This is a genomic window from Novosphingobium sp. PhB57 (assembly GCF_004342985.1).
Taxonomy (GTDB): domain Bacteria; phylum Pseudomonadota; class Alphaproteobacteria; order Sphingomonadales; family Sphingomonadaceae; genus Novosphingobium.
Genome location: NZ_SMBO01000006.1, coordinates 365,792 through 392,013 on the forward strand (window position 1 = coordinate 365,792; position 26,222 = coordinate 392,013).

Sequence of the window (26,222 nt, forward strand, 5' to 3'; positions counted from 1 at the left end):
GTCAGCTTCCGGTCTTGCCTGCGGCCGGCTCGGGGCTCTGGACGCCGGGTTGGGACTGGGTATCGACATCGCCCCGCTGCACGGCCTCACGGGTGTCGGCGGCGCCGCCGGTATCGTCCGGGGCCTTGACCGCGCCGAAGATCCAGATCGCGGACATGGCGGCAATGGCCAGGACCAGGCTGACAAGCAGGATGTAACGGACGACATTGGGCGTCGCGCCGGCACGGGCTTCGGTCTTTTCGACGTGAACTTCCTCGCCGCGGGTATCCATGGGCATCTCCCGGTTTCCGGCCCGATCTTCGATCGCTTCAGGCCGATGTTCCAGGGATCAACGCCCCATCTCCCCGGCCGTTCCGAGGGAGCCGGATGCAGGAAGGGCCGGACGCGCTGGCATCCGGCCCCTTCCAGACAGGATCGGTGCGGCGATCAGTCGCGCAGCAGCTCGTTGATGCCGGTCTTCGAGCGGGTCTGCGCGTCCACGGTCTTGACGATCACGGCGCAGTAGAGCGACGGGCCGGGGGTGCCGTCGGGCAGCGGCTTGCCGGGCAGCGAGCCGGGGACCACCACCGAGTAGGGCGGAACCTTGCCGATGTGGACTTCGCCGGTCGCGCGGTCGACGATCTTGGTCGACGCGCCCAGGAACACGCCCATCGAGATCACCGCGCCTTCGCCGACGACGACGCCTTCGGCCACTTCCGAACGGGCGCCGATGAAGCAGTTGTCCTCGATGATGACCGGGCCGGCCTGCAGCGGCTCAAGCACGCCGCCGATGCCGACGCCGCCCGAGATGTGCACGTTCTTGCCGATCTGCGCGCAGGAGCCGACGGTCGCCCAGGTGTCGACCATGGTGCCTTCGCCCACATAGGCGCCGATGTTCACGAAGCTGGGCATCAGCACCACGTTCTTCGAGATGAAGGTGCCGCGACGGGCGACGGCGCCCGGGACGACGCGGAAGCCGGCCTTGCGGAAGTCTTCGTCGGCCCAGCCTTCGAACTTCACCGGCACCTTGTCGAATGCAGGCGCGCCGCCGGCGCCGTGGGCGACGGGGGCGTTGTCGTTCAGGCGGAACGAGAGCAGCACGGCCTTCTTCAGCCACTGGTTGACCTTCCAGCCACCATTGCCGTCCGGTTCGGCGACGCGGGCAGCGCCCGATTCGATCAGGCCGAGTGCTTCGTCGACCAGCTTGCGCACGTCGGCGCTGGCGGGGGTGACGGTGTCGCGCGCATCCCAGGCGGCTTCGATCGCGGTTTCGAGTTCGGACATGTTCGCGTCTCCGGAAAGGTCGTTCAGATTTTCTGTTCCGGGCGCGCGTAGAGCCTGCGGTGGGCGAGGACAAGTAAGAAGGGAGCGCGGGACATAAGGCCGGCGCTCTCCGGGCAGGCGGGCGGCGGGGTCGGGGTCCGCCTCAGCGGACCGGCGAAAGCTGGGCGGAATCGATGTGCCAGCGCAGTTGTCCGGGCGTGGCCCCGTCCACACCGTTGACGCGGCGCAGGACGTACTTGCCGCGGAACCGCTGGCTCGATCCGTCGTCCAGCGTTGCGTCCACCGTGACAGGCACCGTCTGGTAGACCGAGCCGGCCCCGGCGTCGCCGGGCTCCATCGCGCCGATGGCCACATGGGTGGCGCGGGTATGGGCGAAGCCGGCCGTGAACTGCGCCATCGTCTGGCGCGGCGGGCCGTCGTCGCCCCACTGCTGCCAGGCCGTCCCGAAGTCGCGGGCATTGAGCGCGGAGTAATAGCGTTCCACCACCGCGGCGGCGGCTTCCTTGCTCTTGGGCGCGGGGCGGCATCCCGGCATGGGATCCCCCTTCGAATCGAACAAGGCGCAGCTGCGGGCGATCTCGTCCTCGATCATCGCGCAGCTGTTGGCGACGTTGCAGGGAGGGCGTGTGGCCGGGGAGACGTTGCGGCATAGGTCCGCGCGGCGCTGGGCGGCGGTGGCGCCCAGTTCCTCTGCGCAGGAGAGCGGGCCGGAGCGCTGGGCCGCGCCGTTCTCCGCCAGCGCGGTCGGCGATCCAGCAGGCGAGGCCGATGGGGATGCCGAGGTCGTGGCCGAGCTGCTTGCGGGGCCTTGCGGGTCCGAAGCAACGGCTTGCGAGTGCGTCTTCGAAGCCGGCTGCCGATCGGGCGCGGCGTTGCAGGCACCCAGCATGAGCAGGCCCGCCAGGGGCAGGCCCGACAGGCTGAGCGACCGGATCGCGGACTTTCGTGGCGGCATCATCGCTCTCTCCCGTGGCGCGCCCGAGCAGGGCCAGTCCCACATCTACGCGCCAGACGGCCGCAGGTGCCCGAACGAACGGGAAAAAATGCCGGACCGCCTGCTGGGCAGGGCGTGGAGAGGCAGCGGCGCGACGCGCGGCTGCCCGTCACCCTCGCTGCTTTCCCGATACCGCGATCAGGGCGTCATCAGTTCGCGGACGAAGCCGATCAGGCCGGTCTGTCGCGCGCGGCGCATGCGTTCCGCGGCGAGGATCTTCTTCACTTTCTCGAAGCAGGCTTCGATATCGTCGTTGACGACGACATAGTCGTAGCCGTCCCAGTGGCTGATTTCCGAGCGTGCGCGTTCCATGCGGGCGGCGATCACGTCCATCGAATCGGTGCCCCGGCCGGTAAGGCGGCGGCGCAGTTCGTCGATGCTCGGTGGCAGCAGGAACACGCGCACGACGTCGCGCTCCAGCTTCTGGTAGAGCTGCTGCGTGCCCTGCCAGTCGATGTCGAACAGATAGTCCTGCCCGTCCTTCAGCCCGGCCTTCACCTGGGCCTTGGGCGTGCCGTAGCTGTGGCCGAAGACATGCGCCCATTCGAGGAACTCGCCTTCGTCCACCATGCGGTCGAACTCGGCCTGGCTGACGAAGAAGTAGTCCTTGCCGTCCACCTCACCCGGGCGGGGCTTGCGGGTGGTGCAGGACACCGAGTTGCAGATGTGCGAATCGTGCTCAAGCAGCATGCGCGAGATCGTCGTCTTGCCGGCGCCGGAAGGCGAGGACATGATGAGCATGAGGCCGCGCCGGGCGAGCGTGTCGGCGGGATTGTCCGGAGAATTGACCATGTGCCCCGATGCCGCCGCCGGGCGCGCAAATCAAGGGGTGAGGTGAAGGCAGCGGATCGCGGAGCGAGCGGAGAGCCCTTCGCCCCGGATCGGGTCACTCCAGAAAGTCGGGCACCAGGCCGGTTTCGTCTTCGCCGTCCTCGGCCATGTCCTGGATCTCGGCTTCGCCCTTGACGCTGGCCTTGCGGGCGCGGCTGCGGTCGTAGAGCGTCTTGGCCGCCAGTCCGCCGATCACCAGCGCCGCGCCGGGCGCGGAGCCCAGGGCCACGCGGGCAATGGCGGTATGGAGCATGGACTGGGTGAAGGAACGGCCGCGCAGGATCTGCTTGGCCTTTTCCGGGGTGTAGCGCTTGCCCAGCAATGCGTGCTCGACCGCCCGGCGCGCGAAGAACGTGCCGCTGCGCAGGGCGATGTCGGCAATGGCCAGGTTGGTGGCCGTGCTGGGGCTGGGCCCCCGCAAGGTGTTGGCGCGGGCGCGGGCCTTGGCGGCCGTGTTCTTGACCGCCGCTCCGGCCTTGCTCACGCCGCTGCCGACGCTTTTGCCGACTTTCTTCGGAACCGAGGTGACGCCCATGGACCTTGCTTTCCCGGGCCTTCTCCTGCCCGCCTTACTTCTTCTTGCCGAAATCGACCGAAACGACGTTCGATCCATCCTCGCTGGGAGTAATGCGCGAAGCAACGTCGCGTTCCGAATCGTTCTCGGGCGCGGAAAGCTCGTCTTCCTCGTCGTCGTCGGACATGGCCTGGAACTGCAGGCCGAAATCGACGGCCGGATCCACGAAAGCGGTGATCGCGGCGAAAGGGATCACCAGCTTGGACGGGAGCTGGTTGAAGCTCAGGCTGACGGTGAAGCCGTCTTCGCGCACCGCCAGGTCCCAGAACTTGTTCTGGAGGACGATAGTCATTTCGTCCGGGAACCGCGCCCGCAGCTCGGCAGGGATCGAGACCCCCGGCGCTCCGGTCTTGAAGGTGATATAGAAGTGGTGCGTACCCGGCAGCATGCCATTGCTGGCTTCCACCTGGCCTAGCACCCGGCCCACAACGGCGCGCAGGGCCTCCTGCACGATCTCGTCGTAGGGGATCAGGCTGTCTTGTGGCGTATCGTTCATCGCGCCCTTGGTGCTCATGCTTCCGGTGCCGGTCAAGCGTGTTCAAGCGTAAAATAACACGTTCCGACGGGTTTTCCCTAGGTCGTTTGTGCCGGGCGTGAAAATTCGCCGCGACCAAAGATTACCTGGGAAACGCTTTTCGCGCACACTTGGTGCCGGGCGGAATTGATTCCCTGACATAGCGGGCTATAGGCCCTTGGCATGCGCACTGCCTCGATCACCCGCAAGACTCACGAGACCGACATCGCCGTGGAGGTCAACCTCGACGGCACCGGGGCCTATCAGGTTTCCACCGGAATCGGCTTCCTCGACCATATGATCGAGCAGTTCAGCCGCCATTCGCTGATCGACATCGCCTGCCGCATCAAGGGCGATCTCCATGTGGACCAGCACCACACCACCGAAGACAGCGCCATCGCCATCGGCCAGGCCATCAGCCAGGCCCTGGGCGACCGCGCAGGCATCGGCCGCTATGGTGACGTTCATTCGCCCATGGATGAGGCCCTGAGCCGCGTTTCTCTGGATATTTCGGGCCGCCCCTACCTGGTCTGGAAGGCCGGCTTCACGCAGGACAAGCTGGGCGAGTTCGATACCGAGATGGTCGAGCACTGGTTCCACTCGATCGCGCAGGCCGTGGGCATCACCCTGCACATCGAACTTCTCTACGGTTCCAACAACCACCACATCTGCGAAGGCATCTTCAAGGGCTTCGCGCGCGCGATGCGCACCGCGGTGGAACTTGACCCGCGCAAGGGCGGGGCGATTCCTTCCACCAAGGGCATTCTCGGACAGGACACGCTCTGATGGCCAGCTTCATCATCTCGCTTCGCTACACCGCCCCCGTCGAGGAAGTGGACGGCCTGCTGGCCGATCATGTCGCCTGGCTGCGCGCGAATCATGCGGCGGGCCATTTCCTCGGCTGGGGCCGCAAGGTTCCGCGTGACGGCGGGCTCATCCTGGCGAAGGGCAGCAATCGCAACGAGGTGGAAATCCTCGCCGCCGCCGATCCTTTCGTGGCGGGCGGCGTGGCCGAGTTCGAAGTGATCGAATGGGCGCACGGCTTCCTTGACGACAGCGTCGCCGGGCTCGCCGGATGACGGCAGGCCGCCCGATCCTGGCGCTGATCGACTACGGCGCGGGCAATCTGCACTCGGTGGCCAATGCCCTGCGCGCGGCCGGGGCCGAAGACGTCGCGATCACGGCCAATCCGGACGTGGTGCGCGCGGCGGACCGTATCGTCCTGCCCGGTGTCGGCTCCTTCCGCGCCTGTGCCGAGGGTCTCTGGGGCATTCGCGGCATGGTGGAGGCGATGACCGAGCGCGTCCATGTCGGCGGGGCGCCGTTCCTTGGCATATGCGTGGGCATGCAGCTGCTGGCCACGCGCGGGCTGGAACACGGGGTGACGCGCGGGCTCGACTGGATCGGCGGCCAGGTCCAGCGCATCGAGCGTACCGACCCTGCGATCAAGATCCCGCACATGGGCTGGAACGACGTTTCACTCGGCCGCAAGGACCCGGCACAGGGCCTGATCGAGCTGGGCGAGGCCTATTTCCTGCATTCCTACCACTTCCAGCCCGACGACGGCGCGCATGTGGCGGCCATGACCGACCATGGCGGCGGCCTGGTCGCGGCCGTGGCGAAGGACAATATCGTGGGCGTGCAGTTCCACCCCGAAAAGAGCCAGGCCTACGGCCTCGCGCTGCTTTCCCGTTTCCTCGAATGGAAGCCCTGAGATGAATTTTGATGCATGGACCGGATCGGCTTTCGCCGATCCTTGCGCGGCACCGGCCCACGCCCCCACCCGACCTCCCATTCAGGGTACACTCGTGGGAGGTCGGGTGGGGGCGTGGGCCGGTGCCGCCTCCGGCCGGGAGGCCGGACAATGATCGTTTTTCCCGCCATCGACCTCAAGCAGGGCCAGGTCGTGCGCCTTGCCGAAGGCGACATGGACCGCGCCACCGTCTATGGCGACAACCCTGCGGCGCAGGCCATGCTCTTCGCCGAAGCGGGTTCGCAATATCTCCATGTCGTCGATCTCGACGGCTCCTTCGCGGGCCGGGCGGAGAACCGCGAGGCGGTGGAAGCGATCCTCGAAGCGTTCCCCGGCCATGTCCAGCTCGGCGGCGGCATTCGCACGCGCGAGGCGGTGGCCGGCTGGTTCGACCTGGGCGTTTCGCGCATCGTCATGGGCACGGCCGCGCTGAAGGACCCGCAGTTCGTCAAGGACATGGCGCGCGAATATCCCGGCGGCATCGTCGTGGCGGTGGACGCGCGCGACGGCATGGTCGCGACCGAGGGCTGGGCGGAAGTGTCCGACGTCTCGATCGTCGACATGGCCCGCCGCTTCGAGGATGCGGGCGTCGCCAGCCTGCTCTTCACCGACATCGGCCGAGACGGCCTGCTCAAGGGCTGCAACATCGACGCCACCGTCGATCTCGCCCGCCGCACCGACATGCCGGTGATCGCCAGCGGCGGCGTGAAGGGCCTCGACGACATTCGCCTGCTGGCGCTCCATGCCGGTGACGGCATCGAAGGCGTGATAACCGGCCGCGCGCTCTACGACGGGCGCCTGGACCTGGCCGCCGCGATCGCCATGGCGGAGAAGGCGTGAACGAAAACCGCCTCGTCGCGGTCCTGGCGCTGGCCATCTTCGTGCCGGGCGCGCTCTATGCCTTGCGCGATTATCGCGAAGGCCGCGCGCGCCTGATGCTGTTCAGCCGGGCGCGGTCGAAAGTGGAAACCTCGCTTCAGGAGAATCCGCGCAAGTTCTGGGGCTACACTGCGTTCAACCTCGCCGTGTGCCTGACCGTGGGCGTGTTCTGCGTGCTGCTGTTCTTCAAGCCGGTGGAGTGATCCCATGACCGTCCGCATCCGCGTCATTCCCTGCCTCGACGTTGCCAACGGGCGCGTGGTCAAGGGCGTGAACTTCGTCGATCTCGTCGATGCCGGCGATCCCGTGGAACAGGCGCGCGCCTATGACGCCGCCGGGGCCGACGAATTGTGCTTCCTCGATATTTCCGCCAGCCACGAAGGGCGCGGCACCCTGCTCGACGTGGTCCAGCGCACGGCCGAAGTCTGCTTCATGCCGCTCACCGTCGGCGGGGGCGTGCGCACGGCCGAAGATGCCCGCGCCCTGTTGCTGGCCGGTGCGGACAAGGTGGCGGTCAACTCCGCCGCCGTCTCGCGGCCGGAAGTGGTGGCGGACATTGCCGAGAAGTTTGGATCGCAGTGCATCGTCGCCTCGGTGGATGCGCGCAGGGTTGCGCCCGGAAAGTGGGAGATATTCACTCACGGCGGCCGCAAGGCGACCGGGATCGACGCGCTCGAACACGCGGTGAAGCTTGCGGACTACGGCGCGGGCGAGCTGCTCGTCACCTCGATGGACGGCGATGGCACGCAGGGCGGCTACGACCTCGACCTCACCCGGCTGATCGCAGACAGCGTCTCGGTGCCGGTGATCGCCAGCGGCGGGGTGGGCAATCTCGACCATCTCGTGGCGGGCGTGACCGAGGGCAAGGCCAGTGCCGTGCTGGCGGCCTCGATCTTCCATTTCGGCAAGCACTCGATCGCGGAGGCCCATGCGGCGCTGCGCGCGGCGGGATTGCCCGCGCGCGGGTGAGGGCGGATGCCTGGGCGTGTTCCGGGACGAGGGGACGGAAATGACCCATCCGATCATGCCCCGGATCGGGACAGGCCCCGATCATCCCTTGCCGTTCCCGGCAGGCCTGCCATGGGTCCTGTCAACAGTCCCCCGCAGGAGCCCCCCGTGCCTCGCTACCGCTGCCTGCCCGCTTTTGCGGCGATGGTCCTCGTTCCCCTGCCGGCTTTCGCCGCCGACGCCACACGCCTGCCGGAGCCGAGCGGACTTTTCCTCCTGGCCCTGGGCGTCACCGGCGTGGCGATCGGCCGCCGCTTTTCCTCCAAGCGCCCGGACTGATCGCCGGCCCGCGCATGTCGGGCCGGCCTTGACCCTGCCGCCCGCGCGTCGCATGGGCATGGCATGAGCAGCCCCGACACTCTCGCCCGCCTCGAAACAACGATCGCCGCGCGCCGCGCCGCCGATCCCGACAGCAGCTATGTCGCCAAACTGCATGCCAAAGGGCTGGGCAAGATCGCGCAGAAGCTGGGCGAAGAGGCCACCGAAACGGTGATCGCCGCCCTGACCGAGGACGACAAGGCGCTGGTGGGCGAAGCCTCGGACCTGATTTTCCACCTCATGGTCCTGCTGGGCGCGCGCGACGTGCCTTTCGCGGCCGTGCTGGCCGAACTCGACCGCCGCGAAGGCATCTCCGGCATTGCCGAGAAGGCTGCTCGCGCCGCGGACTGAATGCTCGCCCGTATTCGCATCTCCGGGAGAACCCCATGCCGATCGACCCCAAGCTGCCCTACGACGATAACAATATCTTCGCGAAGATCCTGCGCGGCGAGCTGCCTTGCGACAAAGTCTACGAAGACGAATTCGCGCTTGCTTTCAACGACATACGCCCGCAGGCGCCAGTCCATGTGCTGGTGATCCCCAAGGCCGCTCATGTGTCCTGGGACGATTTCACCGCCAATGCCGACGATGCGGAAATCGCCGGCTTCATGCGCGCGGTCGGCCATGTGACGCGCCAGCTCGAACTCGACGAGCCGGGCTACCGCCTGATGGTGAACATGGGCACCAACGGCCACCAGGAAGTGCCGCATCTTCACGTCCACATCTTCGGCGGCCGCCAGTTCTTCCAGATGATCGCGGAGTAAGGCGCGGATCGGGAAGTCTGCACATGGTCCCGGACCCGATCCGGGACCATGCCGACGCCAGGCAACGACAAATCCGACAATTACGACGCAATTAACCGTCCATCCGCCCGCACGCGCGGGATAAGTGCGACGAACGGATTGCGCTGCCGGTCTCGCCCGCTACACATTCCGGTGGCATGAGCAGCGACCCTCTTCCCCCCAGCGGCGTCCTCGATGGACCCACCCACCGCTATGCGCTCCGCGTGTTCTACGAGGACACCGACGCCGGCGGCGTGGTCTATCACGCCAACTATATCCGCTGGATGGAACGGGCCCGCTCCGATCTGCTCGACCTGCTCGGCATAGACCAGCGCGCCGCGCTGGAGGCCGGGGAGGGGCTCTACACCGTGGCGGAAGTGAATATCCGCTACCTCTCGCCCGCGCGCCTCGGCGACGCGGTCGTGATCGACACTCATGCGCTTCAGGTCGGAAGGGTGAGTTGCACCCTTCGGCAAGTCGTGCGGCGCGGAGAAATTCGCCTTGCTGAAGCCACGGTAAAGGTCGGGTTCATCAGTCCTGAAGGACGACCGCGCAAACAGCCCGCCGCCTGGCAACATGCTTTCGCCTCGCTCATGCAAGAGCATCCGAGAGGACTAGAATGACGTTCGAACTGCTCGCCTCTGCCGTGACCATCGGCAGTGATTCCGATCACCTCAATCCGGTAAAACTGTTCCTTCACGCCGATATCGTCGTGCAGGCGATCATGGCCGGGCTGATCCTGGCGAGCGTCTGGGTCTGGGCCATCATCATCAGCTTCATGCTGCGCATCGGCAGCCTCAACCGCAAATGCGCGGATTACGAGGAAGGCTTCTGGGAAGCCCAGAACTTCGAGGCCTACCAGAAGGAACGCCGCCGCGGCGACGTGCCGATGGGCAAAGTCGCCGGCGCGGGCCTGGCCGAATGGCGCCGCAATGCCGCCATGCCCAAGTTCGACCCCGAAGGCGCGCGCGAGCGCATCGGCCTGGCCATGACCTCCTCGGTCGGCGAGGAGAGCGACCGCATCTCCAACCGCCTGAACTTCCTGGCGACCGTGGGCTCGGTGGCGCCTTTCGTGGGCCTGTTCGGGACCGTCTGGGGCATCATGAACAGCTTCTTCCAGATCGGCCAGCAGCAGAACTCCTCGCTCGCCGTGGTTGCCCCCGGCATTTCCGAGGCCCTGTTCGCCACCGCCATCGGCCTGTTCGCGGCCATCCCGGCGGTCATCGCCTACAACCGCTTCTCGCACCGCGTGAACCTGTTCGAATCGCGCCTGCAGCGCTTCGCCGATCGCCTGCACTCCGCGCTCACGCGTGAGCTGGAGCAGCGCTGATGGGGATGGGCCTATCCGGCGGCGGCAGGCGCGGGCGCCGTAGCGGCGGCGGACGCACGCCGATGGCCGAAATCAACGTGACGCCGCTGGTCGACGTCATGCTGGTGCTGCTGATCATCTTCATGGTCACTGCGCCGCTGCTCAAGGCGGCGGTGCCGATCGAGCTGCCCGACAGCCGCGCCAAGGCCATGAACGAGGAGCAGGACCAGATCACGATCTCGGTCCAGCGCGACGGCACGATCTATTACGAGACCGAGGCACTGGCGCCCGGCGAACTGGCGGAGCGTCTCGCTTCGGTTCCGGACGGTGCCGATGGCCGCAAGCCGCAAGTCACCCTGCGCGCCGACAAGGCGCTCGACTATGGCCGGGTGATCGACGTGATGGGGGAACTCAACCACGCCGGATTCACGTCGATCTCGCTGGTGACGGGTGTCAGCAGCGGTTCAGGCGGCTGAGTTAGGCTGGCACGATGGCAATGCTGGGATTGCGCAAGGACGAAGGGCTGGGCCTTACGCTGGCTGTCGCACTGCATGTGGCGGTGCTGGCGGTGATGGTGCTGCGTCCGGCGCAGAACGAGGTGGTGAAGCCGCCTCAGCGCATCGAAGTGACACTGAGCGACCAGGTGGGCATGACGTCCACCTCGCCCGACCCCTATAGCCAGGCCGCGCCGGACATGGCGCCGGAACTGGGCGAAGCGGCCCCGCCGCCGGCTCCCGCTCCAGCCCCCGAGCCTCAGCCTCAGCCCCGTCCGGAGCCGCAGCCCGCGCCGGTGCCGCCGGCGCCCGCGCTGCGCCCGCAGCCGCCCCAACCTCGGCCTGCGCCGCGTCCCGCTCCGAAGCCTGCTCCGAAGCCCGCGCCCCCCAAGCCGGCGCCGCCGAAGCCCGCCGAAAAGCCCGCGCCGCCAAAGAAGGCGCCGGCCAAGCCCGCACCCAAGGCGCCCGCCAGCCGTGACAGCGCGATCGACCGGATCGTCGGCAAGCCCGGTTCGTCCGCGAGCAAGGCCACCACGCCGCCCAAGAAGGCAGGCGGCAGCCGCGTTGGCGCCGACTTCCTGTCGGGCGTTTCGGGTGCCACCTCGACGCAGGGCAAGGGCCAGCCGGCCGCGGCGCTCGGCCCGGCAGCGGTTTCCGCGCTCAACGGCGCGATCAGCCGCCAGCTCAAGCCGCACTGGGCGGCCCCGCAAGGCGCCGATGCGGAACTTCTGGTAACGACCGTGCGCTTCCGCCTCAACAAGGATGGCAGCCTCGACGGGGAGCCGCAGGTCCTGCGCACGACCGGCCAGAACGCGGCCAACTCGGCGCAAGTCCAGCGGCACCAGGAACAGGCGATCCGCGCCGTGAAACTTGCCGCCCCGTTCAATCTGCCGGAAGACCTCTACAACGGTTGGAAGGTCATCACGACCAACTTCGACAGAAGGCTATCGCAATGAAAAAGATCATCCACCTTGCTGCATTTGGCCTGCTGCTTTCCGGTTCCGTGGCAGCTCTCGCGCAGAGCGCCCCGCCGGCAACGCCCGTCCAGCCCGCTCCCGCGGCGCCCGGCGCGCCTGCCGCGCCTGCCGACGAGGATGGCGGCCTTCAGGTGACCGTCTCGGACGATAGCGACTGGCAGGACCTCGGCATCGCCATCACCACCTTCGCTACCGATGCCGACGTGCCCACCGGCACCAATGCCGGCTCCACCGCCGCACTCGGCCGGGCGCTGTCGCAAGTGGTCGCCGCGGATCTCAAGAACAACGGCCTGTTCAAGCCCTCGGGCCCGGACGGTCTGCCGCAGCCGGTCTATGCCCAGATCCAGACCCCGGACTTTCCGGTATGGTCGGCCCGCAGCGCCGACATGCTGGTGCAGGGCTATGTCCGCGCGGGCGCCGGCGGCCAGCTCACGGTGGGCTGCTATCTCTACGACGTGGCGCTGAAGCAGCAGCTCGTGAAGGGCGGCTGGCAGGTTCCGCCTTCGGACTGGCGCCGCGCCGCGCACAAGTGCGCCGACATGGTCTACTCGCGCCTGTCGGGCGAGAGCCCGTTCTTCGATTCCAAGATCGCCTATATCGCCGAGACCGGTCCCAAGGACCACCGCATGAAGCGCCTGGCGATCATGGATTCGGACGGCGCGAACCACCGCTACCTGACCAGCGGCCAGTCCACCGCGCTGACCCCGCGCTATTCGCCGGACTATTCGAAGATCCTCTATCTGTCCTACCTCAACGGGCAGCCGAGCATCTATGTCTACGACCTGGGCAGCAACACCCAGAAGCTGATCGCCCGGACCGGCAACCCCACGATGGCGCCGCGCTGGTCGCCTGACGGCAAGTGGGTGCTCTATTCGATGGCTTCGGGCGGCAATACCGACATCTATCGCATCTCGTCGGCCGGCGGCGGCACGCCGCAGCGCCTGACCAACACGCCGGGCATCTCGATCGGCGGGTCCTATTCGCCCGACGGCAGCCAGATCGTGTTCGAGAGCGACCGCTCGGGCAACCAGCAGATCTATGTGATGGGCGCGGATGGCTCCAACCAGCGCCGCATCAGCTTCTTCGGCGGCCGCTCGGCCACGCCCGAATGGAGCCCGCGCGGCGACCAGATCGCTTTCACCCATGTTGCCGGCAACTTGCGCATCGCCGTCATGAACCCGAACGGCGGCGGCATGCGCCACCTCACGGATTCGTGGCAGGACGAAGCGCCGACCTGGTCGCCCAACGGCCGCATCATCCAGTTCTTCCGTACCGCGAAGACGGCGGGAACGGCCTCCATCTGGCAGGTCGATCTCACCGGCCGCAACGAGCGCAGGCTGCCGACCCCGGTGGGTGCCTCGGACCCGGCATGGGGCCCCGTTCGCCCCTGATTACCCTCTGAGACCAGCGCCCTGTCAGATATGCCTGGACGACGTGCCCAAGACGGGGCGTTCGTTCAGGTTGACAGGGTAATAAATTAATCGGAACTTCAAACTACGCAGGCCATTCATAATTGGCTGCGCACGATAGGAGATTGCCTCATGCCTGCCCTCATGTACCCCCGTCATGTGAAGACCGGATCGACAATGCTCCTCCTCGCCGGGGCTCTTGCCATGTCGGCTTGCGCGTCCAAGGCGCCCAAGGAACTGCCGCCCGAGCCGGGCCCGGCCACCACCACCCAGACCACGCCGCCGCCCAGCGGCCCGCAGCCGGGCAGCCAGGCCGATTTCGTGGCCCGCATGATGGGTTCGGACACCATCTACTTCCAGCTGAACGAAGATACCGTCGATTCGGCTGACCAGGCGGCGCTGTCGAAGCAGGCCCAGTGGCTGCAGCAGTACCCGAACAAGCGCGCCACGATCGAAGGCCATGCCGACGAACGCGGCACCCGCGAATACAACCTCGCCCTGGGCGAGCGCCGCGCCAATGCGGCCAAGAACTACCTCATCAGCCTGGGCATCGACGCCTCGCGCCTGAACACCGTGAGCTACGGCAAGGAACGCCCGATCGCCCTGGGTTCGGACGAAGCCTCCTGGGCCCAGAACCGCCGCGCGGTTACCGTCACGGTAGACTGATCGCTCGGTCGCAAGATTTGAAGAAGGCCCGGTTCGCGATGGCGAGCCGGGCCTTTTGCATGAGGGATCCCCGCGATTCCCGGCTGCCGGGCCGGCTGGAACCGGAATTCCCGCATGGACTTTGAGCCTTACGCACTTGCATTGGCTTCGGGTCGGCAGGTATCGCCCTTCGAATGAGTCGCGCAGGTCGATCGATGGATTGGGGTTTCCCGCGCTGGCGCAGCTACGGCAGCTCGCGCGAGGCTGCGCAAGTGCGCCTGTGCGATCGGCATGGTTGCACCGAGCCCGGCAATTGCCCCGCGCCCAAGAGCCCGAACAGCCCGGATCGCTGGTACTTCTGTCAGAAGCATGCCGCGGAATACAACGCGGGGTGGGACTATTTCGCCGGGCTCGATGCCGAAGAGGCAGCGCGCCGGGAATCGGACGAGCGCACCGAGAGCGCGGGATTCAAGGAATCGGCGCACTATGGCTGGGGAGGCTCCGGCGACGGTTCGCGCAGCCGCGACGAATTGCGCGCGCTGGAAGCGCTGGGTCTCGACCCCGATGCGGAGTTCGATGCGGTGCGCAGGGCCTGGCGGACGAAGGCCAAGGAAGTGCACCCCGATGTGAAGCCCAACGATCCCGAGGCGGCCAAGGCGTTCCAGACCTACCAGCTAGCCTATGAAGTCCTGCGCGCAGCGGAAGAGCGCCGGGAGTGGAAGGGCTGAGAACCGGGAAGCCGGGCGTGGTTCACGGCTGATCCCGGTCATTCGTCATCAGGACGGCCATGACCATGCGGCCCAGAAACAACATGCGGCCCATAGACAAAGAGCGCGCCTTGCGGCGCGCTCTTCGTGTTTTTGCCGTGAATGACGGGCCGAATGCTTACTTGGGCGAAAGCACCATCAGCATCTGGCGGCCTTCCATGCGCGGATAGGCTTCAACCTTGGCAATATCCGCGACGTCTTCCTGCACCTTGCGCAGCAGGTTCATGCCCAGCTGCTGGTGCGAAAGCTCACGACCGCGGAAGCGCAGGGTGACCTTCACCTTGTCGCCATCGAGAATGAACCGATGGACGTTGCGCATCTTCGTGTCGTAGTCGTGATCGTCAATGTTCGGACGCATCTTGATCTCTTTGATCTCCTGCGTCTTCTGGGTCTTGCGCGCGGCATTGGCCTTTTTCTGGGCCTCGTACCGGAACTTGCCGACATCCAGGAACTTGCACACCGGCGGATCCGCGTTGGGCGAGACCTCAACCAGGTCGAGGCCAACTTCGGCCGCCTGTTCGATCGCCTGACGCGTATACATGACGCCGATGTTCTCGCCGTCCTGGTCGATAACCCGGACCTTGTCCGACTGGATCATGTTATTGTAGCGCGGGCCACTCTTGACCGGTGGCGTCATCATGCGCCGGGGTGGGGGTGCTATAAGCGTTCTCCTGAATCGTTTCTGTCGCTAGGCGAGTGGAGGCGTCATTAATGCGAATCGCGTCGACACGCAAAGCACGATTTCAAGGAAATCTATAGGACGCCTAAAGTGTCTTGTCCGGGCTCACGCCCGATAGTGGGCCGGTGCCGCAAACAACGACCGGATGGCCGTTTCTGTTCGGCCCTCGGATCGACCGAAAGTGCATATAGGTACTCAGGCGGCCGCGCGCCAGAGGGGGTAGCGCAGCAGCTGGTCCTTTGCCGAGAGAATCGCGTCGATCTCGCGCGCGGGTTGCAGGGCCTTGAGGATCGCCGGATCGGCGGCGTCCATGCCGCCCGTCAGGGCGCCGAAAGCAGGCAGGATCAATCGATTGCCGCTGTGGACCACGCAAGGCCGCGCGATTCGTCGGCCGCGGGCGTTGATGATGAGGCGCGGGTGGAAATGGCCCGACAGTTCGGGGCCGGTGGTACCCGGCCGCGCCTCGTGTCGCAGGGCGATACCGGCGACCTCGATTTCCTCTACCCGCGTGCCGCCAGCCTCGCTGCCGAGATGGGGGTCATGGTTTCCGGTGATCCACACCCAGTCGAGCGCGCGGGTGAGAGCGCCCAGCATTCCGGCGGCATGGGGATCGAGCCGCTCGGTCCCCCTGCTATCGTGAAAGTTGTCCCCCAGCGCGAAAACCCGGCGCGCGCCGGTCTGCCGTACCGCCAGCGCGATACGTTCCAGCGTCTCGCGGCTGTCGTAGGGAGGGAGCATCTGCCCGCCCCGGGCAAAATAGCTGGCCTTTTCCAGGTGCAGGTCCGCCACCAGCAGCGCCTGTTCACGCGGCCAGTAGAGCGCGGCGCCCCTTGCGGCCCCGGAACCGGCCGGAGACCCGGCGGGCGGCGGGACCAGTTGCAACTCCTGTGAAAGGAACGAAAAGGGAACCATGGCTTTCCCTTGCCGCAGGCCGTGCGATTTGGCAAGCGCCCGGCGGAAGAGGAAATGCGATGACCGACAGGATTGCCCAAGACTGGAATGACCAAACCGGCCGAGCCCGCGCGTGGTTCGAAACCCTGCGCGACCGTATCTGCGCCGAGTTCGAGGCGATCGAGCGGGAGGCGGGGTCTTCGGCGGTTTTCGAATATACCCCCTGGCAGCGCGCTGCAGTGGAGGGCCGCGGGGAAGGCGAGGCCGGGGCCGAGACGGGCGGTGGCACGCGCGGGCTGATGAAGGGCAAGGTCTTCGAGAAAGTCGGCGTGAACGTCTCCACCGTCGTGGGGGCACTGTCGAAGGACTTTGCCGGCACGATCAACGGCGCCTCGGCCGAGCAGAACGCCTTTTCGGCCACGGGCATCAGCCTGGTCGCGCACATGGCCAATCCTCACGTCCCGGCCGTGCACATGAACACGCGCTTCCTCACGACGACCAAGGCCTGGTTCGGCGGCGGCGCCGATCTCAACCCGCCGATCCCCTATGCGCAGGATACGGACGAATTCCACGCCGAGCTAAAGGCGGCCTGCGATGCGCACGGGGCGGGCTACTATGACCGCTACAAGGCCTGGGCGGACGATTATTTCTACATCCCGCACCGCAAGGTCCATCGCGGTGTCGGCGGCATCTTCTACGATCACCTCGAATGCGCCGACGCGGCGGGATGGGAGGCGAACTTCGCCTTCACCCGCGCCGTGGGAGAGGCTTTCCTGGCGGTGTTCCCGCGCCTGGTGCGCAGGCGCATGGGCCTGGACTTCACCGCCGGCGACAAGGCCGTGCAGCTGGAATGGCGCGGTCGCTATGCCGAATTCAATCTGGTATACGACAGGGGCACGCTGTTCGGCCTGAAGACCGGCGGCAATATCGACGCGATCCTCATGAGCCTGCCGCCCGAAGCCACCTGGTCCTGACCGCATCTGTGCGCCGCAAGCAAAACTGACCGGCTTGAAGCGGTCCTAATCGGCTTTCATTCTTTCCCCTATCTAGCGCCCCGACACCGCAAGTTTGCAAGAAGGATAGCTTCATGGATCTCAAGATCGCCGGAAAGACTGCGCTCGTAACCGGATCGACCGCCGGCATCGGCCTTGCCATCGCCGCGAAGCTGGCGGCGGAAGGCGCCGAAGTCATCGTCACCGGCCGCAACCAGGCCAAGCTCGATGCCGCTGCCCATACCGTGGGCCAGCTGGGCAAAGTGCGTGCCGTGCTGGCCGACCCGGCGACGGCCGAAGGGGCCAGGGCGCTGACGGAGGCGGTTCCCCAGGTGGACATCCTGGTCAACAACCTGGGCATCTACGAGGCGCGCCCCTTCGTGGAAATCACCGACGAGGAATGGCGCGAGATCTTCGACGTCAACGTCCTCAGCGGCATCCGGCTTTCGCGCCACTATTTCCCGGGCATGCTGGAGCGCGATTGGGGGCGGGTGATCTTCATCTCCAGCGAGAGCGGCCTGATGACGCCGGGTGAGATGGTCCACTACGGCATGACCAAGACGGCGCAACTGGCCGTGGCGCGCGGCATGGCGGACGCCACGCGCGGCACGCAGGTTACCGTGAACTCGGTGCTGCCGGGGCCCACGCGGTCGGAAGGGATCGTCGAGTTCATCCGCTCGGTGGTGGAGAACAAGGACGCCTCCGAAGCGGAGCGCGAAGAGGAATTCTTCACCAAGCTGCGCCCGCTCTCGCTGATTCGCCGCCTGATCGAGGCGGACGAGGTTGCCGCCATGGTCGCCTTCCTGGCCAGCCCGCTGGCGGCCGTCACCAACGGTGCGGCGATCCGGGCCGAGGGCGGCATCCTGCCGACCATTGCCTGATCGGCCTGGGCGCCTGATCGGCCCGAGTGCTTGACCGGCTCAGGCGCCTGATTCGTTCGGGCGCCTGGTCCACCCCGGCCGATAGGGGGCTCGGCCGGTGGCCGGCGATAGGGGAAGGCATCAGGCCGTCTCGGTATTTGCCCCGATAGGGTAGCCGCCATCCTGCGCGCATGATCCTCCCTCATTGCCGCTGTGGCAGCGAGAGGGAGAGGCTCATGCAGGATCAGTCTTGGAAAGTCTTCAGCGGCGCCAGCTTCCTCCTGCTGGCCTGTGCCATCGTACCGCGTGCCTGGAGCCAGGATCCGACGCCGCCTGCGGCGCCGGCAGCCCCTGCAGTCCCCTCCGAAGCCGATGCGCGCGACCGGGCCGTGGCCGCCTGCATGACCGAGGCCAAGGCCCGGGGCGCAAAGCTGGGCGCTGTGGACGTGGAAATGCGCCAGGTGGAAGACACCGACAAGAAGAGCGACGACCGCGCCTCGGTGCGGGCGCTCGTCGATGTCGTGCTGCGCAAGAAGGACGGAACCACCAAGACGGTTAAGAAGACCTTCAAGTGCGACACCCGCGGCGGGGTGATCACCGCCTTCAAGTACTACTGATCCCGGACGGGCCCATCGCCCATCGCCGTCGCGGCACCGTCCGGCTCCAGCATATGCAGGAAGTGGACATTGCGCCGCCGATTGGCAGCGCCAAGCGCTTCGACATCCAGCGTGCAGAACAGCTCTACCCCGAAGGCATGGCCTTCCACCCAGCGGACCTGGGCAAGATGCTCGACATTCTCGGGCAGGCGGATGCAGACGATCTCGTCGCCGAGCGGCAGGGCCTTGTAGCCGCCGTTCCCGGAATCGCCCTTGCAGGCAAGGCACATGCCGCGTTCGGAGACGTTGCGGACGATGATGGTCTGCGCGGGCAGCGTGTCGCGCAGCAGCGTGGCACTGATCAGGGTGCGCAGGCGCGGCGCGCGCGGCAGGTGATCGGGGGCGTAAGGACGCGGCGGCAGCAGGGCGGCCTCCACCAGCTCCGAATCGGTCATGCCCAGCAGGGCCGCATAGATCGCCGTTTCCATTTCGCTCGCCATGGCTGCCTCTCGTGCTTTCGAATCGGAGGGACGGCGGCTCCGGCGCTTCCAGACGACGGAAAATCTCTTTCCAGGGTTCGGCGCAGTCCCGGCGCGATGGTGCCGCATGTCATGTTCCCCGCGGCTTAACCGCAGACACCGGGGAATTCCGATGGAATCGATTGCTCGCCCGCCGGCGTCATACTTGCCGTCGTGGGCTCGAAAACGAGGTGGTGCCAATGTCACAGTTTCGTTGCATAATCTGCATGTGAAGACTCGGCCTCTTGCCGCGCCGCGAAAAATCCTGACATGAAGTCCGGGAATGCTGCGCCAGTACGAACTTGTCGAACGCGTGAAGGAATACGCGCCCCAGGCCGATGAGGCCCTGCTCAACCGTGCCTACGTCTATACCGTACAGAAGCACGGCACCCAGAAGCGCGCCTCGGGCGACCCCTACTTCAGCCATCCGGTGGAAGTGGCGGGCCTGATGACCGAGCTGAAGCTCGATCAGCAGACGATCATCACCGCGTTGCTCCACGATACCGTGGAAGACACGCTGGCGACGATCGAGGAGATCGAGAAGCTGTTCGGCCCGGACGTGGCCCGGCTGGTGGACGGCGTCACCAAGCTCTCCAAGATCGACGTGATGACCGAGAACGAGCGCGCGGCCGAGAACCTGCGCAAGTTCCTGCTCGCGATGAGCGAGGACTTGCGCGTCCTCCTCGTCAAGCTGGCCGACCGGCTGCACAACATGCGGACCCTCCACTACATCAAGAAGGAGGACAAGCGCCGCCGCATCGCCCGCGAGACCATGGATATCTATGCCCCGCTGGCCGAGCGCGTGGGCATGTACGAATATATGCGCGAGATGCAGATGCTCGCTTTCGAGCAGCTGGAGCCGGAGGGCTATGCCACGATCACCGGCCGTCTCGCGCAGATCCGCAGCGAGGAAGGCGGGCAGGTCGACGCCATCGCGCTGTCGATCAAGCAGGCGCTGGCGGAAGCAGGCCTGAATGTCGAGGTTTCGGGACGCGAGAAGCACCCCTACTCGATCTGGCGCAAGATGGCCGAGCGACATGTGACCTTCGAGCAGATCACCGACATCATGGCCTTCCGCGTCCTGACGGACAATGTAGACGAATGCTACAAGGCGCTCGGCGTGCTGCACCAGACCTGGCAGATGATCCCCGGGCGGTTCAAGGACTACATCTCCACGCCGAAGTCGAACGGCTACCAGTCGCTGCACACGGCGCTGATCTTCGAGCGGTCGATGCGGATGGAAGTGCAGATCCGCACGCGCGACATGCACCGCCTCAACGAGTTCGGCCTGGCGGCGCACTGGGCCTACAAGCAGGGCGGTTCCCGTCCCGACGGGCAGGTCGGCTGGCTGCGCGACCTCATCGAGATTGTCGATGCCAGCCACGATGCCGAGGAACTGCTCGAAAATACCAAGATGGCGATCTACCAGGATCGCATCTTCGCCTTCACGCCCAAGGGCGCGCTGTTCCAGTTGCCCAAGGGTTCGACGGCGGTGGACTTCGCCTATGCCGTCCACACCAATCTCGGCAATGCCACGGTGGGTGCCAAGATCAACGGTCGCCACATGCCGCTGCGCACCCAGCTCGCCAATGGCGACGTGGTGGAGATCATCAAGAGCCCCACGTCCGAGCCGCAGCTCTCGTGGCTGGGCTTCGTCGTCACCGGCAAGGCACGCGCCTCGATCCGCCGCGCGGTTCGCGCGAAGGAGCGGCAGGAAGTCTCGGAGATCGGCGCCAAGCTGCTGGACGAAATCGTCGGCCGCCTGCCGGGCCGCATCGGCAAGAAGGCCATCGACGGCGCCATCCAGCGCCTGGAAATGCGCGACGAGGAAGACCTGATGTTTGCCATCGGTTCCGCCCGCCTGACCGACCGACAAGTGATGGAGGCGCTGGTGCCGGGCAGTACCGCCGAACTCCCCGACGATGGCGAATGGGCTCATACCGAGCGTGCGATCTCGATCCGCGGCCTCACCCCCGGCGTCGGCTTCGAGCTGGGCGAATGCTGCCATCCCGTCCCCGGAGACCGCATCGTCGGCATCCGCCGTCCCGATCACAAGGTGGAAGTCCATGCGATCGACTGCCTCACCCTGGCCAATGGCGCCGATGTGGACTGGCTGGACCTCTCCTGGGGGGAACGCACCACGGGCGCCGTCGGCCGCCTGAGCCTGGTGCTTTACAACCGTCCGGGCACGCTGGCGGAAGTGACGCAGATCCTGGCGACCAACCGCGCCAACGTCACCAACCTGCAGATGGTCCACCGCGACGAGCCTTTCGGCACCTACGAAGTGGACCTGGAAGTCAGCGACCTGGCCCACCTTACCCGCATCGTCAGCGCCTTGCGCGCCAGCGAGGCGGTAGCGGAAGCCTCCCGCATCTGACGGCTGCGAGGGAGGTCAGTATTCCAGGCTGACCTCCACCTCGTCGCCTTCCGCCAGCCCTTCGGCGCGGCGCACGCTGGCTTTCACCGGCAGCAGCCAGCCTCCGTCCGACTTGCTGGGGAAAACGGAGGTGGCGAAATGCGTCTCGCCGATCCGCGCCCTGACCTTCAGCGAGCCGAAGCCGCGGGCCGTGCCTTCCAGCTTGCGCATCACCGCCGTGCCCGAAAGGGCCTCGCCTGCCGCCCCGTCGATGGTGAGGAAGTGCCAGGTGCCGCTGTTGGCGCCGCCGGTCCAGCGCCAGAGCGGGCCGGTGTGGTCGAGCTGCTCGGTCGGGATCACTGTGCTGCCTCGCGGATCGGCACCGGCACGTTGCAGGCGTCTACCCCGCCGGCGGGATGAACGTAGAAATCGTCCTGCCGATTCGCGCGCTTGTCCACATAGGCGGCGAAGCTGTCGCTGTCGGTCGAAAGATACTGGTACCCCGGAAGCCCTGTGACTTCGTTGCCCATGCGGACCGAGCGAATCGCCACGCGCTCTTGCGGAGACTTGTAGAAGCCGATGTCCCCCATGCCGCGCGGCAGGGCCGAAAGGTTCTCCATGCCGGAAATCACCCGTCCGACGATCGCCACGTTGCGATCCAGTTGGCGCGGGGCATGGCCGATCACCGCATAGAGTTCGGCCCCGGTGCCGGTATCGGGCGAATTGTTGCGGCCGACGCCGACCATGCCGTAGCAGTGGGTGGGCCAGGCATTCTGCACCGAATAGCGCTGCGCTCCGCTGCCTGCCGGCGTGCCGAGTTGCACCGCCACGGGTATTCCGTCTGCGAAAGCATAGAGCTGCGCATAGGGATCGCTGAATATCATTGACGGACGGAAACTGTCGGGTCTGGTGACCCCCACGTCGCCCTCGGCCGGCTTGCGGCCGCTGCCGCCCCATACGTACTTCCCGATATCGAGGGCACCGCTTGCGACGTAATCGCGTTCGTCTACGGCGACCAATCCCTTGGGAAGCGGCTTGGCCTTCGTCGGGTTTTCTCCCTCGGGATCGCCCCACTGCACGACGTAGTTGTCCTGGACCCGCACCACGGCGATACCATCGTACCAGCGCGCGGCGACCAGCTTGCGGATGTTCCCCACCCAGCCTTGCGAGAACGGCGCCGGGATCAGCTGGATGACCACCCGCCGAGGCTTGCCGTCGGCGCTGGGAGCAAGGTCCATCACCAGGAGATCGGAAGGCGCGATCTGCTTCCAGTCCGCCGCCGGCGCCGCCGCGACGATATCGTTCGGAGTGCGCGCCGCAGGTGCGTCCTCGGCCATGAGAGGGGGTGCCAAAAGGGCGGAAACCACGAGGGCTGAAAAGAATTTTCGCATCGAGAGCGTGATGGCATGCCGAGACGGCTTGCGAAACCCTGCAACGCAGGCTAGGGCGCCCGCCTTACCAGTGCATGCGGAGCGGTGGCCGAGTGGTCGAAGGCGCTCGCCTGGAAAGTGAGTATACGCCAAAAGCGTATCGAGGGTTCGAATCCCTCCCGCTCCGCCATCTGTTCTCGATCCCACCTGCGAATGTGAAACGGGCCTTCGGGTCAAGCAGGCGGATCGCCGGGACATGTCCCGGATCGGCGCACCGAAAAATCTCCATCTCTGCGTTATTCGGTCGAAATCGTTCGAGCGGACGGCTATCTCCGGAATGTGGGTAGCAGTAATCTCCGTAGGACGATTCTGGTCGCGGTCTTGGCGGGCCTCTTCTATTTCGTCCTCGCCGCCATAGCTCTTCAGTTGACGAGGGGGGCCGACGGTATCGCCACCGTCTGGCCTGCCAGCGGCGTGGCCGTGGCCGCGCTCCTGCTGGCGCAGCCCGGCGAGAGGCGATGGGTGCTGCTGTCGCTGACCGCGGCCAGCTTCCTCGCCAACTTCACCTGGAGCGGACTGCCCTTGCTCGCGCTGGGACAGACGGCCGCCAACGTGATCGAGGCACTGGTCGCCTTCTGGATCATGCGCGACATCGAGCGGCGCAACGATTCCTTCTTCCACATCGCCGCCATCCTGCGTTTCTGCTTTGCCGCGATCCTGGCTGCCTCGGTCAGCGCGGCGATTGCCGCCCTGCTGATCGGGAATGGCTTCGGGCACATGTTCGTCTCCTGGCTGACGACGGCCGCGCTGGGCATCATGATCGTGGTGCCGCTGATCATGAACTTCGCTCACCCCGGCCCCGGCGGACCGACGAAGACGAGCAGCCATGCCGGCAGCACGGCGATCGTGCTCGTGCTGGTCACGTTCCTGGCGGCGGCGGTCTTCACGCAATCGAGCTATCCGCTGCTGTTCCTGCCCCTGCTCGGCGTGCTGTTCGCGACCTATTTCCTGGGCGCGACCGGGGCCACCTGCAGCATCCTGATCATTGCGGCGATCGGTTCCGTGGCGATCTGGCAGGGTCGCGGGTCGATCAGCCTTCTGAGCGCGCATAGGGACACGGAACTGGAAGTGCTGTTCTTCCAGTTCTACCTCTTCACCCTGCTGGTGTCGGCACTGCCCCTGGCCGCGCTGATGGCCATGCGCGACCGCAGCTTCGCGGAAGTGGAGCGCGGCAAGCGCTGGCTCGAGATGTCGGAAGGCATTGCCAAAGTGGGGCACTGGCGGCTCGAACTGGCCGAGCAGCGGCTGTTCTGGTCGGGAGAGGTGTTTCGCATCCACGGCCTTGAAGCCAGCACGCATCCGGCGCTGGACACGGCGATGAACTTCTACCACCCCGAAGACCGGTTGCTGGTGCAGGACAAGCTGGCCCAGAGCCTGGAATCGCTGGAGCCGCTCGATTTCGAAGCGCGAATTGTGCGCTCGGACGGGGAAATCCGCTACGTCTACAGCTGCAGCGAAGTGGAACTGCGCGAGGATGGCAAGCCCGGCGCGATCTTCGGCATCTTCCAGGATGTGACCAACCGCGTGCTTGCGGCAATGGAACTTGCGAGCGCGCGGGCCCGCGCCGAAGCCCGAGCGGACGAGGCGATCCATCTGGCCGAAACCGATTCGCTGACCGAGATCGCCAATCGCCGCAAGGTTCTGTCCTTCCTCGATACCGAGATCGCCAAGGCTGCCGTCCTGGGCGGGCCGCTGTCCATCGCCGTGCTGGACATCGACCGCTTCAAGCAGATCAACGACCGTTTCGGCCATGCCGTGGGCGATCAGGTGATCCGCCGCGTGGCGCAAGTCTGCGCCCTGGCGATCCGGGGATCCGACCTCGTAGGCCGGATCGGCGGCGAGGAATTCCTGATCGTCCTGCCGGCCACTGACGCGGAAATGGCCTTTGCCGTGGCCGAGCGCGTGCGCCGCACCGTCGAGGCCATCGATTGGGAGCCGCTCGACCTTCAGCAGGTGACGGTGAGCATCGGCCTCACGCCGCTCAAGGGCAATATCGACCGCGAGGAACTCATGGGCCGCGCCGATCGCGCGCTCTACCAGGCCAAGGACGAGGGACGGAACCTGCTGCGCCAGACCGGCTGACGGCTATCCCGGTGCCTCGCCGTGAGGATCCGGCCCTTTACCCAAGGCCGGCCCTTTACCTTGTCCAGATCGAGCGAGGCGAGACGGCGGTGGGTTGCGGTGCATACTGCGGAGACTATTGTTAACCATTGCATGGCATTGGGCTGTTCTCGATCCAAGCGAGTCCGATGACCTTTCCCGACGTCGATACCCTCCGCCTGTGCAGCATGCTGTCGTCGAGCGCCTTCGGGTTCGTGTTCGGCGTGCTCTGGCTGCGGGACCGATCCGCGCGGCATTTCGTCCATTGGGCGCTCTCGTCGTTTCTCTACACCGCCGTGCTCTTTGCCTTCACCGCCGCTCCGCGCGATTCGCTGGCGGCGGGCATGGCGATCTATGCCATGCTGGGACTGACCCAGGCGCTTCCGGTCGCCGGTGTCTATGCGCTGGAAGGCGGGCGGCCCTGGCGCTGGTGGATGATCGTGCCGGTGGCCAGCGCGGTCCTTGGGCACGTTCTGCCGGGCATGCTCGATGCGCTGGGCTGGATGGCGCGAACCGAGCGCGGGCAGAGCGTCTGCGATGCGGCGGGGCTGGCGATTTCCATGGGGCTGGCCGGATTCATACTGGCCTTCGGTCACGGCGCGCGGCGCTCGGTGGGCCGGCGCCTCGCCGGTCTGGCGATGTTGGGATATCTTCCCGGATATGCGCTCTCGATCTGCGGCATGTTCTTCGAGCTTCCGGGCAAGAACCTCGTGGCGCTCCTGGCGCTGCTTTCCGACCAGGTGCTGCTGGGCGTGCTCAATCTGGCGCTGCTGGCGATTCCCGTCGAGCAGGTCCAGCGGGCCCTGCGAGCCGCTGCTTTGCGCGATCCGCTGACGGGTTGCTGGAACCGGGCGGGGCTGGAGCAAGTGGCGCTGCGCTTCCTGCGCCCCGGCGCGGCGGTCATCGCCATCGACGTCGACCATTTCAAGGCCATCAACGACCGCCACGGCCACGGCGCGGGGGACCAGGTGCTCATAAGCCTGGGCCGCGAGGCCGCTGCGCTGGCCGGTGAACACGCGGGCCAGGCCGCGCGACTGGGCGGCGACGAGTTCCTGGTGCTGCTGCCGGTGGAGTGCCGCGATCCCGAGGGCTTCATGACGCGCCTGCGCCAACGTCTCGAAATGAGCGGGGCGCTCACCGACCGCTGGAGCGTGAGCATGGGGCTCGCCGCCGTGGAAGCGGACGACCGGCGGATCGACGACGTGATCGTCCGCGCGGATCGCTCGCTCTATCGGGCTAAGGCGTGCCGCGACCTCGAGGTCAGGGAACTCTGCTGATCGCCG

At 66.4% G+C, this 26,222-nt stretch carries 33 protein-coding genes and 1 tRNA gene; 23 read left to right on the plus strand and 11 right to left on the minus strand.

Annotated features, from left to right (window positions below; genetic code table 11):
- Position 1: 1 nt before the first annotated feature.
- The 6 genes from EDF58_RS19300 to EDF58_RS19325 all read right to left on the minus strand — a co-directional run bounded on the left by EDF58_RS19300 (position 2) and on the right by EDF58_RS19325 (position 4,158).
- Positions 2–271 carry a hypothetical protein gene (locus EDF58_RS19300; RefSeq protein ID WP_132268489.1) on the minus strand — a complete coding sequence of 90 codons (270 nt, stop codon included), beginning with the start codon at positions 269–271 and terminating at the stop codon, positions 2–4.
- A 155-nt stretch (positions 272–426) separates the two neighbouring features.
- Positions 427–1,263 (minus strand): 2,3,4,5-tetrahydropyridine-2,6-dicarboxylate N-succinyltransferase, encoded by an 837-nt coding sequence (gene dapD / locus EDF58_RS19305; RefSeq protein WP_132268491.1) that lies wholly within the window; start codon positions 1,261–1,263, stop codon positions 427–429.
- A gap of 142 nt (positions 1,264–1,405) precedes the next feature.
- Positions 1,406–2,221, minus strand: a complete 816-nt coding sequence (locus EDF58_RS19310; protein WP_243654376.1) for a hypothetical protein — start codon at positions 2,219–2,221, stop codon at positions 1,406–1,408.
- Positions 2,222–2,395: 174 nt separating this feature from the next.
- Positions 2,396–3,049 (minus strand): guanylate kinase, encoded by a 654-nt coding sequence (gene gmk, locus EDF58_RS19315; RefSeq protein WP_132268493.1) that lies wholly within the window; start codon positions 3,047–3,049, stop codon positions 2,396–2,398.
- A gap of 94 nt (positions 3,050–3,143) precedes the next feature.
- Entirely contained in the window at positions 3,144–3,623 is a 480-nt protein-coding gene (locus EDF58_RS19320; RefSeq protein WP_132268495.1) for a hypothetical protein, read from the minus strand.
- Between the two features lie 34 nt (positions 3,624–3,657).
- A complete protein-coding gene (locus EDF58_RS19325; RefSeq protein WP_132268771.1) occupies positions 3,658–4,158 on the minus strand; it encodes a ClpXP protease specificity-enhancing factor SspB in 501 nt (166 codons plus the stop codon).
- Positions 4,159–4,359: 201 nt separating this feature from the next.
- On the opposite strand from EDF58_RS19325, the gene hisB reads away from it, so the two are divergent.
- The 16 genes from hisB (at position 4,360) to EDF58_RS19405 (ending at position 14,478) form a co-directional block, all read left to right on the plus strand.
- On the plus strand, positions 4,360–4,962 hold the full coding sequence (hisB, locus tag EDF58_RS19330; RefSeq protein ID WP_132268497.1) for an imidazoleglycerol-phosphate dehydratase HisB: 603 nt from the start codon (positions 4,360–4,362) through the stop codon (positions 4,960–4,962).
- Positions 4,962–5,255 carry a YciI family protein gene (locus EDF58_RS19335; RefSeq protein WP_132268499.1) on the plus strand — a complete coding sequence of 98 codons (294 nt, stop codon included), beginning with the start codon at positions 4,962–4,964 and terminating at the stop codon, positions 5,253–5,255. The genes hisB and EDF58_RS19335 overlap by 1 nt, the downstream gene beginning before the upstream one ends.
- Positions 5,252–5,890: an imidazole glycerol phosphate synthase subunit HisH gene (gene hisH, locus EDF58_RS19340; RefSeq protein ID WP_132268501.1), complete on the plus strand. Its 639-nt coding sequence runs from the start codon at positions 5,252–5,254 to the stop codon at positions 5,888–5,890. Before EDF58_RS19335 ends, hisH begins: the two co-directional genes overlap by 4 nt.
- A gap of 150 nt (positions 5,891–6,040) precedes the next feature.
- Positions 6,041–6,769, plus strand: coding sequence for a 1-(5-phosphoribosyl)-5-[(5-phosphoribosylamino)methylideneamino]imidazole-4-carboxamide isomerase (gene hisA / locus EDF58_RS19345; RefSeq protein WP_132268503.1), 729 nt, complete (start codon positions 6,041–6,043; stop codon positions 6,767–6,769).
- Positions 6,766–7,011, plus strand: a complete 246-nt coding sequence (locus EDF58_RS19350) for a hypothetical protein (RefSeq protein WP_132268505.1) — start codon at positions 6,766–6,768, stop codon at positions 7,009–7,011. The genes hisA and EDF58_RS19350 overlap by 4 nt, the downstream gene beginning before the upstream one ends.
- 4 nt (positions 7,012–7,015) lie before the next feature.
- The gene (hisF, locus tag EDF58_RS19355) at positions 7,016–7,777 is read left to right on the plus strand and encodes an imidazole glycerol phosphate synthase subunit HisF (protein WP_132268507.1); all 762 of its coding nucleotides are present in this window, start codon (positions 7,016–7,018) and stop codon (positions 7,775–7,777) included.
- Positions 7,778–7,924: 147 nt separating this feature from the next.
- Complete coding sequence (locus EDF58_RS19360) at positions 7,925–8,095, plus strand: PEP-CTERM sorting domain-containing protein (RefSeq protein WP_166675222.1); 171 nt, start codon at positions 7,925–7,927, stop codon at positions 8,093–8,095.
- A 63-nt stretch (positions 8,096–8,158) separates the two neighbouring features.
- A complete protein-coding gene (locus EDF58_RS19365) occupies positions 8,159–8,485 on the plus strand; it encodes a phosphoribosyl-ATP diphosphatase (RefSeq protein ID WP_132268509.1) in 327 nt (108 codons plus the stop codon).
- A gap of 35 nt (positions 8,486–8,520) precedes the next feature.
- On the plus strand, positions 8,521–8,898 hold the full coding sequence (locus EDF58_RS19370) for a histidine triad nucleotide-binding protein (RefSeq protein ID WP_132268511.1): 378 nt from the start codon (positions 8,521–8,523) through the stop codon (positions 8,896–8,898).
- 176 nt (positions 8,899–9,074) lie between these two features.
- A complete protein-coding gene (locus EDF58_RS19375; RefSeq protein ID WP_132268513.1) occupies positions 9,075–9,539 on the plus strand; it encodes a YbgC/FadM family acyl-CoA thioesterase in 465 nt (154 codons plus the stop codon).
- Positions 9,536–10,246 (plus strand): protein TolQ, encoded by a 711-nt coding sequence (gene tolQ, locus EDF58_RS19380; protein ID WP_132268514.1) that lies wholly within the window; start codon positions 9,536–9,538, stop codon positions 10,244–10,246. The genes EDF58_RS19375 and tolQ overlap by 4 nt, the downstream gene beginning before the upstream one ends.
- Positions 10,246–10,701: an ExbD/TolR family protein gene (locus EDF58_RS19385; RefSeq protein ID WP_132268516.1), complete on the plus strand. Its 456-nt coding sequence runs from the start codon at positions 10,246–10,248 to the stop codon at positions 10,699–10,701. Before tolQ ends, EDF58_RS19385 begins: the two co-directional genes overlap by 1 nt.
- 14 nt (positions 10,702–10,715) lie before the next feature.
- Positions 10,716–11,675 carry a hypothetical protein gene (locus EDF58_RS19390; RefSeq protein ID WP_132268518.1) on the plus strand — a complete coding sequence of 320 codons (960 nt, stop codon included), beginning with the start codon at positions 10,716–10,718 and terminating at the stop codon, positions 11,673–11,675.
- Entirely contained in the window at positions 11,672–13,087 is a 1,416-nt protein-coding gene (gene tolB, locus EDF58_RS19395) for a Tol-Pal system beta propeller repeat protein TolB (protein ID WP_132268520.1), read from the plus strand. Before EDF58_RS19390 ends, tolB begins: the two co-directional genes overlap by 4 nt.
- 195 nt (positions 13,088–13,282) lie before the next feature.
- Positions 13,283–13,771 (plus strand): peptidoglycan-associated lipoprotein Pal, encoded by a 489-nt coding sequence (pal, locus tag EDF58_RS19400; RefSeq protein WP_132268775.1) that lies wholly within the window; start codon positions 13,283–13,285, stop codon positions 13,769–13,771.
- A 173-nt stretch (positions 13,772–13,944) separates the two neighbouring features.
- Positions 13,945–14,478: a J domain-containing protein gene (locus EDF58_RS19405; protein ID WP_132268522.1), complete on the plus strand. Its 534-nt coding sequence runs from the start codon at positions 13,945–13,947 to the stop codon at positions 14,476–14,478.
- Between the two features lie 157 nt (positions 14,479–14,635).
- Here the strand turns inward: EDF58_RS19405 and infC are convergent, their stop codons facing one another.
- Positions 14,636–15,157: a translation initiation factor IF-3 gene (gene infC, locus EDF58_RS19410; RefSeq protein WP_132268524.1), complete on the minus strand. Its 522-nt coding sequence runs from the start codon at positions 15,155–15,157 to the stop codon at positions 14,636–14,638.
- A gap of 234 nt (positions 15,158–15,391) precedes the next feature.
- Positions 15,392–16,108 carry a ligase-associated DNA damage response endonuclease PdeM gene (pdeM, locus tag EDF58_RS19415; protein ID WP_132268526.1) on the minus strand — a complete coding sequence of 239 codons (717 nt, stop codon included), beginning with the start codon at positions 16,106–16,108 and terminating at the stop codon, positions 15,392–15,394.
- A gap of 59 nt (positions 16,109–16,167) precedes the next feature.
- Here pdeM and hemF point away from each other — a divergent pair, with 59 nt between their 5' ends.
- From hemF to EDF58_RS19430, 3 genes are all read left to right on the plus strand, one after another.
- Positions 16,168–17,061 (plus strand): oxygen-dependent coproporphyrinogen oxidase, encoded by an 894-nt coding sequence (gene hemF, locus EDF58_RS19420; protein ID WP_132268527.1) that lies wholly within the window; start codon positions 16,168–16,170, stop codon positions 17,059–17,061.
- Positions 17,062–17,174: 113 nt separating this feature from the next.
- Positions 17,175–17,960 carry an SDR family oxidoreductase gene (locus EDF58_RS19425; RefSeq protein WP_132268529.1) on the plus strand — a complete coding sequence of 262 codons (786 nt, stop codon included), beginning with the start codon at positions 17,175–17,177 and terminating at the stop codon, positions 17,958–17,960.
- 215 nt (positions 17,961–18,175) lie between these two features.
- The gene (locus EDF58_RS19430; RefSeq protein ID WP_132268531.1) at positions 18,176–18,556 is read left to right on the plus strand and encodes a hypothetical protein; all 381 of its coding nucleotides are present in this window, start codon (positions 18,176–18,178) and stop codon (positions 18,554–18,556) included.
- Here the strand turns inward: EDF58_RS19430 and EDF58_RS19435 are convergent.
- On the minus strand, positions 18,550–19,035 hold the full coding sequence (locus EDF58_RS19435; protein ID WP_132268533.1) for a hypothetical protein: 486 nt from the start codon (positions 19,033–19,035) through the stop codon (positions 18,550–18,552). The genes EDF58_RS19430 and EDF58_RS19435 overlap by 7 nt on opposite strands.
- Before the next feature lie 301 nt (positions 19,036–19,336).
- Here EDF58_RS19435 and EDF58_RS19440 point away from each other — a divergent pair, with 301 nt between their 5' ends.
- Entirely contained in the window at positions 19,337–21,430 is a 2,094-nt protein-coding gene (locus EDF58_RS19440; protein ID WP_132268535.1) for a bifunctional (p)ppGpp synthetase/guanosine-3',5'-bis(diphosphate) 3'-pyrophosphohydrolase, read from the plus strand.
- A 15-nt stretch (positions 21,431–21,445) separates the two neighbouring features.
- On the opposite strand, the gene EDF58_RS19445 is transcribed toward EDF58_RS19440, so the two are convergent.
- Positions 21,446–21,769 carry a DUF1905 domain-containing protein gene (locus tag EDF58_RS19445; protein ID WP_132268537.1) on the minus strand — a complete coding sequence of 108 codons (324 nt, stop codon included), beginning with the start codon at positions 21,767–21,769 and terminating at the stop codon, positions 21,446–21,448.
- The gene (locus EDF58_RS19450; protein ID WP_243654377.1) at positions 21,766–22,746 is read right to left on the minus strand and encodes a peptidylprolyl isomerase; all 981 of its coding nucleotides are present in this window, start codon (positions 22,744–22,746) and stop codon (positions 21,766–21,768) included. The genes EDF58_RS19445 and EDF58_RS19450 overlap by 4 nt, the downstream gene beginning before the upstream one ends.
- Before the next feature lie 132 nt (positions 22,747–22,878).
- Between EDF58_RS19450 and EDF58_RS19455 the strand changes: the two genes are divergently transcribed.
- The 3 genes from EDF58_RS19455 to EDF58_RS19465 all read left to right on the plus strand — a co-directional run bounded on the left by EDF58_RS19455 (position 22,879) and on the right by EDF58_RS19465 (position 26,216).
- Positions 22,879–22,969, plus strand: a tRNA-Ser gene (locus EDF58_RS19455).
- 149 nt (positions 22,970–23,118) lie between these two features.
- Complete coding sequence (locus EDF58_RS19460; RefSeq protein WP_279388334.1) at positions 23,119–24,921, plus strand: diguanylate cyclase; 1,803 nt, start codon at positions 23,119–23,121, stop codon at positions 24,919–24,921.
- Positions 24,922–25,088: 167 nt separating this feature from the next.
- A complete protein-coding gene (locus EDF58_RS19465; RefSeq protein WP_132268541.1) occupies positions 25,089–26,216 on the plus strand; it encodes a GGDEF domain-containing protein in 1,128 nt (375 codons plus the stop codon).
- Positions 26,217–26,222 lie beyond the last annotated feature (6 nt).